Here is a 10,043-nt window from a genome sequence, read left to right on the forward strand (position 1 = left end):
CAGTTTAGGCCTGATCGCATCAGACCCTACCCTACCGTCGAAGGGCACCAGGCCCGGAATAACCCCATGTTGCATTAATTTGGAAGGGGCACAACGAACCCAGTCCAGCGGAGCCACTCAGGTGGCCAGACCGAACAGGTGATTGACGAGACGGATGTCGCCTATCACTCCTGGCTGTGTCAGGGCGCAGTGGCCGCGACGGATCATCCGCATCACCTCGAAGCCCTTGATTGTCGCACGCGCCGTTTTTATGCTCTGGAAGCCGCGGGTCGGCCGGATCACACGCTTGAGCGCGCCATGATCCGCCCCGATGATGTTGTTCAAGTATTTCGATGTCCGATGCACGATCACTTTGGGCAGCAGCCCTTCCTTCTGTAGGCGCTGGATTGCCTTGGGATAGGACGCCAGCTTGTCAGTCGTAATTGAGGATGGTGGATAGTCGCTCATCGCCTTCAAGGCTTTGCGCAAGAAGCGATAAGCCGCTTGGGTATTCCGTCGGTCAGAGAGCATGAAGTCAATCAGCTGACCGTGCTTGTCGACAGCCCTGAACAGATACTTCCATTTTCCACCGACCCGCACATAGAAGTCTCATCCACTCGCCACGAGCCTGAACGATGTCCCTTGTAGGGGCGCACCCGCTTCTCGATCTCCGGGGCATAGCGTTGGACCCAACGAAAGATCGTGCTTGGATGGACGCTGACACCGCGCTCGGACATCATTTCTGCCAGATCGCGATAGCTGATCCCGTACTTGCAGTACCAGCGCACGCACAACAGGATGATCTCGACCGGAAAGCGACGGCGCTTGAACAGAGACAACAGAGTGCCCCCTGACCTGGCTGCTTGGGACCACATTGCCCAGGTTGACGCAACAGTGCCGAATGGAGCCTTCCATGGCCTCGCGTGATCTTGAGACGTTCGACTTTGTCATCATTGGAGCTGGATCGGCCGGCTCCGTGCTGGCCGACCGCCTCTCGGCAGACGGGCACAACACCGTCTTGGTGCTGGAGTTCGGCGGATCCGACCGCTCGATGCTGATCCAGATGCCGGCAGCTCTCTCGATCCCCATGAACATGGCCAAATATAACTGGCACTACGAGACCGAACCCGAGCCGTATCTCAGCGGCAGGCGCCTCCACTGCCCACGTGGCAAGGTGATCGGGGGCTCCTCCTCGATCAATGGACTTGTCTACGTCCGGGGCAACCCACTGGATTTCGAGCGCTGGGAGGAGGAGGGCGCGGACGGCTGGGGCTATCGGCACGTTCTTCCCTATTTCCAGCGTGCCGAGGCGCGACAGGAGGGTAGGGACCCCTGGCGCGGCAGTTCCGGTCCTCTTGCGACCTGCTATGGCCGGATTGAAAACCCGCTCTACACGGCTTTTGTGGAAGCAGCGCAGCAGGCTGGCTATCCCGCCACCACTGACATCAACGGGGAGCAGCAGGAGGGTTTTGGCCGGATGGACATGACCATAAAGAACGGGTGCGGTGGTCGGCCGCGGATGCGTATCTCAAGCCGGCCATGCGGCGCCCGAATTTGACGGTCCGGACCCATGCCCTTGTAACGCGCATTCTGTTTGAAGGCACCCGAGCCGTGGGGGTTCGCTACCTTCAGGCAAACACAGAACACGAAGTGCGAGCCGGACGCGAGATTATCCTGTCTGGCGGTCCGATCAATTCGCCTCACCTGTTGAAGCTCTCCGGGGTTGGCCCAGCCGAGGAGTTGACGTCACACGGAATCGACGTGGTTCATCACCTGCCTGGTGTCGGCGAGAACCTCCAGGATCACTTGGAATTCTATTTCCAGATTGCCTGCACCCAACCGATCACCCTGTACTCCTGGCAGAGCTTGACCGGCAAAGCCCGGATCGTGGCCCGCTGGCTAATGCGTCGGGATGGGCTCGGGGCAACCAACCACTTCGAGACGGGCGGATTCATCCGCTCACGGGCTGGCATCTGCTACCCTGACATCCAGTATCACTTCCTGCCGCTCGCTGTAACTTACGACGGCAAAGGACTTGCATCCGAGCACGGCTTTCAGGCCCATGTAGGGCCAATGCGCTCCAAGAGCCGGGGCTTCGTGAGGCTGAACTCATCCAACCCACGGGAGTATCCCCGGATCCGGTTCAACTACATGAGCTATGAGGACGACTGGATCGAGATGCGGGCCTGTGTGAGACTGACCCGTGAGATCTTCGCCCAAACAGCTTTCGACCCTTATCGCGGCCGGGAAATCCAACCAGGAGCCCACGTCAGGACAGATGCAGAGATCGATGCTTTCATTCGCGAGAAGGTGGAGAGTGCATACCATCCCTCCTGCTCCTGCCGGATGGGCCGGTCATCGGATCCGATGGCGGTCGTCGACCCTGAGACGCGGGTGATTGGCTTGGAAGGCTTGCGGATTGCCGACAGCTCCATCATGCCGTCCATCACCACCGGCAATCTGAACGCGCCAACCATCATGATTGGGGAGAAGGCTGCCGACCATATCCTCGGTCAGTCCCTCGCTGCAGCCTCGAACGCGCGCTACTACGTGGCGGAGAACTGGCTCACAGCGCAGCGCTGAGCGTCTGAGCTCCTGACTCGCAACGGCATCGGGAGCGTCCTGCAGGCCGGTGACTGGCAAGGCTGATGAGCACCGGTCCGGGGTCGGTTCTTTTCCGAACCCGGATGGCCGGCAAAGGCCCGGCGCTCAGCACCATTAACCTTAGGCCCAAGAACCTGAAGCAACCTTGGTGATCCTGCTTCCGCCCACTGCGTCTCCCCCATAGCCTGTTGGTACCTGGCGGATCCACTGAAGAACCACTCCGATGAGGGAGCCTAGCCTGATGCCCATCACCCGCTGCTTTCTGCTGGCTTCCTCTCTGGCCCGCCTGATCGAGAAGGAGAGGGGAGGCCATCGCGTCACCGAGGGCTACTTCCCTGACCAGCCCGGCCGGAGCACCTTTGTGCGGGTGGAGGACGGGATCGGCAGCCTTATCCTGGTCCGGCATGTCTCCGGCGAGCCCGTGGAGGAACCAACAGCGCTGCCCCGCAACCAGACAGAGGCTCTGCTCGATCTGGCGCCAGGTGGCCTTGCATATCGGCGCATTCAACTGAGCCTTGGCACCCGCCGAGTGCAGGTCTGCCGCTTTACTGCGCCAGGGTCATTGGATCTGGTCGCCGCCGAGTTCGACCGGGACGAGCACGCGCGCGACTTCCAGCCATTGGACTGGTTTGGTCCGAAGGTGACCGACGAGACCGCCTATCAAAACCGGTCTCTTGCTCTTGCTGGATGGCCTGAAACACCAGAAGTGGATCTCACGGACGCTGCTCTCAACAGCCTCTTGGATTCGCTGGAGGACAGGTCTGGAGCACGGCGTCGACCGCAACAGCGCACTTGGATCAAAGAACGCGCCGCTTCCTAACCGGCGACGGTATCAGCGCTGGCCGAACCAATATGGTCATACCCTCATCGAGCCTGAAGTTTCTAGAACAGTAAGCCGTCCCGAGCGGCTTATGGATCAGTCTCGAGTTGCTGATCCGATTGTCTCCATCAAGCCTTCTGGAGGTTGGTTGCAGACTCTTTGCCCGTGCGGCGGTCAGCTTCCACCTCGTAGGAGATCTTCTGGCCTTCAGCCAAGCCGCGCATGCCGGCCCGCTCAACGGCTGTGGCATGAACGAAGACGTCCTTGCCGCCATTGTCCGGCTGAATGAAGCCATATCCTTTCGTTTCGTTATACCACTTCACAGTGCCAGTCGCCATTGCATGTTCCTCAAGTCCCGTCAGGTGCGCTTTCGCAAGATCATCCTGCCGGGTCTGGCCACGAGGTCAAGCGCTTGGTTGACGTCTCGATCTTCACGCCCATCAAGCTACTTTCATCCACCAGTCCAGGGCCCTAGCTTCAGGGCGGGGCGGCTCTGGAGCCGGTCAGACCAACTGAGAGGGACAACAAGCCGGATGACCATTCTTCGCCAGTTCATCATCGCTCCATCTCTGGCGCGCCTGATCCGGAAGGAGAGGGGAGGTGAGCGGGTGCTGGAAGGGTACTTTCCCGACCAGCCGCAGCACAGCACGTACGTTCAGGTCGAGGAAACCCGCAGCAGCCTGATCCTTGAGGCCGGTGAGGGCGCAGCGCCCGATGAGCAGGCCGACCTGCCTCTGGCTCATGCTCAAGCCCTGCTGGCGGTCAGTCATGGTCAGGTCGAGTACGTGCGGACCAAGCTGTCCATCAGCTCGCACGAGATCCAGGCTCTTCACTTCGTCAGGCCCGTTGCTCTTGAGTTGGTTGCGATAGCCAGTGCGGCAGAGGACGGGCAGGACTTGTCTCCGCTGCCATGGTTTGGACCAGAGGTCAGCACCGAACCCACCTCCCAGCGCCGCCGCTTGGCGCTCGAGGGCCCTCCGGAGGCACCGGAGGCGGAGCTCACGAACGCGGCTCTCAACAGCCTGCTCGACCTCCTGGAGGACCGGCTCACCACTTGGCCGCAGCCGCACGAGTCCACGGGGTCAGACGAACCAGCGGTTAGTGCCTCACCATTGCCGGATGCTCTTGGGCCGATCCCGGAAACCGAGGAGGATCAGGAGGTCGACGATCTTGGCATCGAAGATGTAGTCATTCGCGAGTTGGCGCGGGCTCTGCAGTCGCGGGGACGCGGATAAATCGTAATCCGCCGGCTCGAGTCCGGGGTGCAGCCGCCTTCTTGCTATGGTCGCTCGTTCGCACCCGGAAGCCTGGTTAGACAGCTCCTCAAAGCCTTGCTACAGGGGCGCCGTGCGCAGGCCGTGTCTGACCCGCTGCCAGAGAGGGGAATGAGATGTCCGACTGTTTGCACTGTGAGATCAATCAACTCGTGCAAGAGCGCTTTGAGCGCGGTGACACCGACCTCGCCGAGATGGCATCCATGATGGTTGAGAGCCTTGCCGACCTGATCCTGCTCGCGCCCGAAAGCGACCGGTCGAACTTAATGGCGCATGCGCTTTCCGCCTTCGGGCAGATCCTCCTGGAAAAGGGCGGCGCACTCGAAGGCGGCTCCAACGCTACACATTGATTGGCAGCCTACCGTCTCCTCCCAGTTCAGCCCGGCCCGGCTCCTCGCAACAGGGAATGTCTGCTCCGATCGGGACCTACTCCGGGCCTGTTAGAACACTCCAATGCTCATCCCAGTTGCGAGGGCCGCCCCAAGCTCTTCACAGCTTTTCAGATCGTCTAGGCTGATGATCTTTGGTGCCAGGATCGCATCCGGGGTCTGAGCGTGAGTGCAGACGATCAGCGGATCAGCTATGGCTTTGAGCCGCCAACCGGTCGCAATGCGCTTAACTTGGCGCGCTGCGTTGTGACCGTCGCTGCCGGCGCAGATCAGCGTCGCGTAGGGGCGCCCGCTGATGTGGTCCAGAGCCGGATAGTAGGTGCGGTCGAAGAAGTCCTTCATCAGACCGGCCATGGCCGCGAGGTTCTCGGGAGTGCCGAAAATGTAGCCGTCCGCATCGAGGAGATCGGCGGCCTGAGCACCTGGTGCCGAGAGCAGGCAGACGCGCACGGTCGGTTCTGCCGCTGCGCCACGGGCAGCCGCCTCAGCCATCTGACGGGTTCCTCCGGTCATCGAATGATACACGATCAGAAGCGTCTTCGTCGGGCCTGGGTGCAACGGATCGTCCATCGACCGAGATCTTGGATCTGATGGAGGTTGGTAGCAAGAGGATCAACCTGAGCAGCGACCCAGGCCCAGCAAGGGCCGCGGACTTCTTGTCAAAATGTTTACCAAACGAAATTTGGTGAGCGCTGCCCAATTGTGGCAACGCTCATCTGTTTTCCAACTCGGCATCAGTTTATTGGGCTGACACCTTCATTGGCTCGAAGAACTCCTCGGCAGTTGGTTGTATCTCTGAAGGAGCGGTAATCTCCTTTGTCGCTTTCAGGAGACCAGATGTCTCGAGCGAGCGGCTGAGAGCAACAATGACTTCGTCGGCAGCAGACATGTTGTTTGTGTGAGTGTCCTGCCTGGACTGGTCCAGCAGATCAAGAACCGCCTCGACCTGCTGGCTTGAGAGTGGCACCTCAACGTTCGCTTGCAGGCCATTCAGCGCGATATAGCGCCACTCATAGGTATATTCGGTGGTCACCTCGGGGCCGAACCAAGTTGGGACCTCGAAGGCTTGTGCCTGCGGACCATTGTCAAACTCGACTGTGATGAGATCCAGGCTGCCGGGATACACGACGCGGTCAAGCTGTATCGTATGGCTCAGGCCAGCTCGGGGAAGCAGATGGAGGCGGTCGTAGGAGATCTGCCCAACGCAGAGACCAAACAACGCTTCGGAATGTTCTCGTGGAAGCGGCGCTAGCTTTTCCACCAAGTTCCCTTCTGGATCCTGCCCTGACAGGACAAAGTGAGCTTGATCCGCCTCCAGCCGGATCAGTTGGTCCTTGCCGGGCTGGGACGAGAGATAACCCTCCACGACCTGACGGTCGACCCCTCGTTCTCGGGAAATAAGGCGAGCGATGCATGGAGAAACGAGGAAGCGTCGAGCATTCTTCATGAAAGCACCTGTGGAAGAACATGACTTGAAAACACTAGGCGCATCGTCTGCTCGAATCTGTTTACAAAGAATGAGCGCAACACATTCCTAGCGATTGACGCCACGCAGTCAGACCCAAATGAAAAAGCCCCGGATCGCTCCGGGGCTCTTCGCATAGTACGTTGAAGGCAGGGCTTAGAAGCCGCCCATGCCACCCATGCCGCCGCCCATGCCGCCACCTGGCATGGCCGGGGCAGCGTCGTTCTTCGGTGTCTCAGCCACCATGGCTTCGGTGGTGACGAGCAGGCCAGCCACCGACGCTGCATTCTGAAGAGCCGTGCGGACGACCTTGGCTGGGTCGACGATACCGGCCTGGAGCAGGTCCACGAACTCTTCGGTCTGAGCGTTGAAGCCGTAGGTGTCGGACTTCGTGTTGTCGTTGATCTTGCCCACCACCGTCGATCCTTCGACGCCGGCGTTCTCGGCGATCTGACGGATCGGAGCCTCAAGAGCGCGCAGGACGATGTTGATGCCCGACTTCACGTCCGGGTTGTCGCTGGTGAGCTTGGCAACCGCAGCCTTGGCGCGCAGCAGAGCCGTGCCGCCGCCGGGAACGATGCCCTCCTCGACTGCCGCGCGCGTGGCATGCATCGCGTCATCCACGCGGTCCTTCTTCTCCTTCACCTCGATCTCGGTCGAGCCGCCGACGCGGATCACCGCGACGCCGCCGGCCAACTTGGCGAGACGCTCCTGGAGCTTCTCACGGTCGTAGTCCGAGGTGGTCTCCTCGATTTGCGCCTTGATCTGCGCCACACGAGCCTCAATCGCGTCCTTAGCACCGGCGCCATCGATAATGGTGGTGCTCTCCTTGTCGATGCGAATGCGCTTGGCGCGGCCGAGCATGTCGAGGGTGACGTTCTCGAGCTTGATGCCGAGATCCTCAGAGATCGTCTGACCGGCGGTCAGGATCGCGATGTCCTCGAGCATGGCCTTGCGGCGATCGCCGAAGCCCGGCGCCTTGACGGCCGCGATCTTCAGGCCGCCACGCAGCTTGTTGACCACCAGGGTGGCCAGAGCCTCGCCCTCGATATCTTCCGCTACAATCAGTAGGGGCTTGCTGGTCTGCACCACCGCCTCGAGGATCGGCAGCAGCGACTGCAGCGACGAGAGCTTCTTCTCGTGGATGAGAATGTAGGGATCCTCGAGTTCCGCGATCATCTTCTCGGCGTTGGTGATGAAGTACGGCGAAAGGTAACCGCGGTCGAACTGCATGCCCTCGACCACATCGAGCTCGGTCTCGGCGGTCTTAGCCTCTTCAACCGTGATCACGCCCTCATTGCCGACCTTCTGCATGGCCTGAGCGATCATCTCGCCGATGGAGGCATCACCATTGGCCGAGATGGTGCCGACCTGGGCGATCTCCTCGGACGAGGCGACCTTCTTGGCACGAGCCTGGATGTCCTTCACGGCTTCAGCCACAGCGAGGTCGATGCCGCGCTTGAGGTCCATGGGGTTCATGCCGGCGGCCACAGCCTTGGCGCCCTCGCGGACGATGGCTTGGGCCAGAACGGTGGCCGTCGTAGTGCCGTCACCCGCCACATCGCTCGCCTTCGAGGCCACTTCGCGCACCATCTGGGCGCCCATGTTCTCGAACTTGTCGGAGAGCTCGATCTCCTTGGCGACGGTGACGCCGTCCTTGGTGATGCGCGGCGCGCCGAAGCTCTTTTCCAACACCACATTGCGGCCCTTCGGGCCGAGCGTGACCTTCACAGCGTTGGCGAGGATGTCGACGCCGCGCAGCATGCGATCGCGAGCGTCAGAGGAGAATTTTACGTCTTTGGCAGCCATGAGCTGAACTCCTGTTTGTTCTAACCTAGTCAGGCTGGGCTGTTTTAAGCAGCCTTCTGAGCCGCGGCGAACTGTTCGATCACGCCCATGATGTCGGATTCCTTCATGATCAGGAGATCCTGGCCATCGATACGCACCTCGGTGCCGGACCACTTGCCGAAGAGCACGCGGTCGCCGGCCTTCACGTCGAGGGCGACGACCTTGCCGCTCTCGTCACGGGCGCCGGGGCCGACGGCGACGATTTCGCCCTCTTGCGGCTTCTCCTTGGCGGTGTCCGGAATGATGATGCCGCCGGCCGTCTTCTCTTCGGCTTCGATGCGGCGGACGACGACGCGGTCGTGCAGTGGGCGAAAGGTCATGTGTGCCTCCTAGGTCTTAGAATGGGAGGCACTCGTCTGCGCCGAGCGGCACGATTAGCACTCGACGCATGGGAGTGCTAAGGCGAGGTGATAGCTCAATGCTTCTGGAGAGGCAAGCTTATCCCTTAGTTGATAAGCTGAGCTTGGAGCGAACAGCGCCCGTATGCACGGCGTTGACCCAAGGTAGCGGCCGACTGGCCGCCCGGACAGCGAGGTTCAGCCGTGTTGAGTTTCGAGAGTGTCGAAGAGGTCTGCGAGAGCAAGAGCATCACCCTTGTCGTTCATCCCGCCATTCGTCGGGCCGTAAGGGGCTACGAGGAGAGCTTCTATATCGGCCTCCGCTGCTTCCTGAAGGAGGAGTCCGACGGGATCTTTTTCCTGCCTCTTCACGACGGTGGCTACGTCCGCCTTGCATTCTCCCAGCGTCACTCCTCCGGAGGGCACCCGATCCTGAGGATCGATGCTCTCACCTCAGAGGGACTGGACCAGATCAAAGCTGCGATCCGAACCAGCAGCTGAGTCCCTCGCTCAGGCGCCGGCAGCCTGCCAGGCTAAGGTAGCTGGGGTCTCAGGAGGATAAATGTCAGCTTAGCAGTTGGTCCTGCTGAGCTGGAGCGCCACTAGAGCCACGCTCAGATATCCCGATCAAGCTGTTGATTGCTCACGTGGCTCTGGAACTCTCACCAGCTCTCATCGTGTTGCTCTCAGATCAGTGCACGGGGTGTGAGAACTATGCCTGAGATCAGTGAGCCGTCACCGCGAACCCGAACAACCCTGTTCAAGCTCCGGGCACGGCAATGCCGCTTCATCGTCTCAGATGATCGGTCAGAAGCCCTCTTCTGCGGAGCCGAGACGCAGGATGGATCGAGCTGGTGCCCTTGGCACAGGCGTCTGGTCTACACCAAGCCGCTCGCGGGGCCGGGTGCGACAAAAGAGTGGCATGGCAGACAGCTGTAATCCCTCTCATCGCTGGACTTGGTCGGGTTCTCTTCCCTTCCAGACCGAACGCACATCCATCTGAAGATGCACAGTCAGATATCTGGCCTGGTGCCCGCTGATCAGGAACACCGGATCAGCCCTTAACGATTTGCTAACCATAACGGTACTTATCGGATCGTGTCCTGAACGCCTGCCACAACCGGCCGTTAACCACGCGGATGTGTTGAGTGAGGTTGCGTACATGACACCGATCCTGTCCCCGTGGACCTGCCTTGAGCCGGCGAAGACATCAGCCCCGAAGACCCTGTGCCAGCGTGTTCTCGTCGTCGAGGACGAGTTGATCATCGGCGAGATTGCGGCTGAAGCCTTGGCGGATGCAGGCTACGAGGTGTTTACGGCAGCCAG

Annotated in this window: 10 protein-coding genes and 2 pseudogenes; 6 read left to right on the forward strand and 6 right to left on the reverse strand. The window is 60.6% G+C overall.

Translation table 11 applies throughout. The annotated features are described in order from the left end of the window. Positions 1–117: 117 nt before the first annotated feature. A pseudogene (locus tag ILT44_RS28780) lies at positions 118–818 on the reverse strand (IS6 family transposase). A gap of 74 nt (positions 819–892) precedes the next feature. On the opposite strand from ILT44_RS28780, the pseudogene betA reads away from it, so the two are divergent. Both betA and ILT44_RS28795 read left to right on the forward strand, forming a co-directional pair. Beyond that, positions 893–2,562 (forward strand): annotated as a pseudogene (gene betA, locus ILT44_RS32060) (choline dehydrogenase). Positions 2,563–2,824: 262 nt separating this feature from the next. Continuing rightward, positions 2,825–3,403, forward strand: coding sequence for a hypothetical protein (locus ILT44_RS28795; RefSeq protein WP_204243042.1), 579 nt, complete (start codon positions 2,825–2,827; stop codon positions 3,401–3,403). Positions 3,404–3,531: 128 nt separating this feature from the next. On the opposite strand, the gene ILT44_RS28800 is transcribed toward ILT44_RS28795, so the two are convergent. Then, a complete protein-coding gene (locus tag ILT44_RS28800; protein ID WP_204243043.1) occupies positions 3,532–3,741 on the reverse strand; it encodes a cold-shock protein in 210 nt (69 codons plus the stop codon). 195 nt (positions 3,742–3,936) lie between these two features. On the opposite strand from ILT44_RS28800, the gene ILT44_RS28805 reads away from it, so the two are divergent. Then, positions 3,937–4,638, forward strand: a complete 702-nt coding sequence (locus ILT44_RS28805) for a hypothetical protein (RefSeq protein ID WP_204243044.1) — start codon at positions 3,937–3,939, stop codon at positions 4,636–4,638. Between the two features lie 155 nt (positions 4,639–4,793). Continuing rightward, positions 4,794–5,027 carry a hypothetical protein gene (locus tag ILT44_RS28810; RefSeq protein WP_204243045.1) on the forward strand — a complete coding sequence of 78 codons (234 nt, stop codon included), beginning with the start codon at positions 4,794–4,796 and terminating at the stop codon, positions 5,025–5,027. Positions 5,028–5,117: 90 nt separating this feature from the next. Here ILT44_RS28810 and ILT44_RS28815 read toward each other — a convergent pair whose 3' ends face one another. From ILT44_RS28815 to groES, 4 genes are all read right to left on the reverse strand, one after another. Then, the gene (locus tag ILT44_RS28815) at positions 5,118–5,636 is read right to left on the reverse strand and encodes a flavodoxin family protein (RefSeq protein ID WP_204243046.1); all 519 of its coding nucleotides are present in this window, start codon (positions 5,634–5,636) and stop codon (positions 5,118–5,120) included. 169 nt (positions 5,637–5,805) lie between these two features. After that, positions 5,806–6,513: a CYTH domain-containing protein gene (locus ILT44_RS28820; RefSeq protein ID WP_204243047.1), complete on the reverse strand. Its 708-nt coding sequence runs from the start codon at positions 6,511–6,513 to the stop codon at positions 5,806–5,808. A gap of 174 nt (positions 6,514–6,687) precedes the next feature. Continuing rightward, positions 6,688–8,340, reverse strand: coding sequence for a chaperonin GroEL (gene groL / locus ILT44_RS28825; protein ID WP_204243048.1), 1,653 nt, complete (start codon positions 8,338–8,340; stop codon positions 6,688–6,690). A 44-nt stretch (positions 8,341–8,384) separates the two neighbouring features. Further along, on the reverse strand, positions 8,385–8,699 hold the full coding sequence (groES, locus tag ILT44_RS28830; RefSeq protein WP_204243049.1) for a co-chaperone GroES: 315 nt from the start codon (positions 8,697–8,699) through the stop codon (positions 8,385–8,387). A gap of 222 nt (positions 8,700–8,921) precedes the next feature. Here groES and ILT44_RS28835 point away from each other — a divergent pair, with 222 nt between their 5' ends. Both ILT44_RS28835 and ILT44_RS32065 read left to right on the forward strand, forming a co-directional pair. Then, a complete protein-coding gene (locus tag ILT44_RS28835) occupies positions 8,922–9,218 on the forward strand; it encodes a hypothetical protein (protein ID WP_204243050.1) in 297 nt (98 codons plus the stop codon). 213 nt (positions 9,219–9,431) lie between these two features. Further along, the gene (locus ILT44_RS32065; RefSeq protein ID WP_204243051.1) at positions 9,432–9,656 is read left to right on the forward strand and encodes a GcrA family cell cycle regulator; all 225 of its coding nucleotides are present in this window, start codon (positions 9,432–9,434) and stop codon (positions 9,654–9,656) included. Positions 9,657–10,043: the final 387 nt, after the last annotated feature.

The organism is Microvirga arvi (genome assembly GCF_016892765.1).
Lineage (GTDB): Bacteria > Pseudomonadota > Alphaproteobacteria > Rhizobiales > Beijerinckiaceae > Microvirga > Microvirga arvi.

Coding starts and splice junctions, on each gene's coding strand:
- ILT44_RS28810 (WP_204243045.1), top strand. CDS start 4,794: ATGTCCGACTGTTTGCACTGTGAGATCAATCAACTCGTGCAAGAGCGC.
- groL (WP_204243048.1), bottom strand. CDS start 8,340: ATGGCTGCCAAAGACGTAAAATTCTCCTCTGACGCTCGCGATCGCATG.
- ILT44_RS28820 (WP_204243047.1), bottom strand. CDS start 6,513: ATGAAGAATGCTCGACGCTTCCTCGTTTCTCCATGCATCGCTCGCCTT.
- ILT44_RS32065 (WP_204243051.1), top strand. CDS start 9,432: ATGCCTGAGATCAGTGAGCCGTCACCGCGAACCCGAACAACCCTGTTC.
- ILT44_RS28800 (WP_204243043.1), bottom strand. CDS start 3,741: ATGGCGACTGGCACTGTGAAGTGGTATAACGAAACGAAAGGATATGGC.
- ILT44_RS28805 (WP_204243044.1), top strand. CDS start 3,937: ATGACCATTCTTCGCCAGTTCATCATCGCTCCATCTCTGGCGCGCCTG.
- ILT44_RS28795 (WP_204243042.1), top strand. CDS start 2,825: ATGCCCATCACCCGCTGCTTTCTGCTGGCTTCCTCTCTGGCCCGCCTG.
- groES (WP_204243049.1), bottom strand. CDS start 8,699: ATGACCTTTCGCCCACTGCACGACCGCGTCGTCGTCCGCCGCATCGAA.
- ILT44_RS28815 (WP_204243046.1), bottom strand. CDS start 5,636: ATGGACGATCCGTTGCACCCAGGCCCGACGAAGACGCTTCTGATCGTG.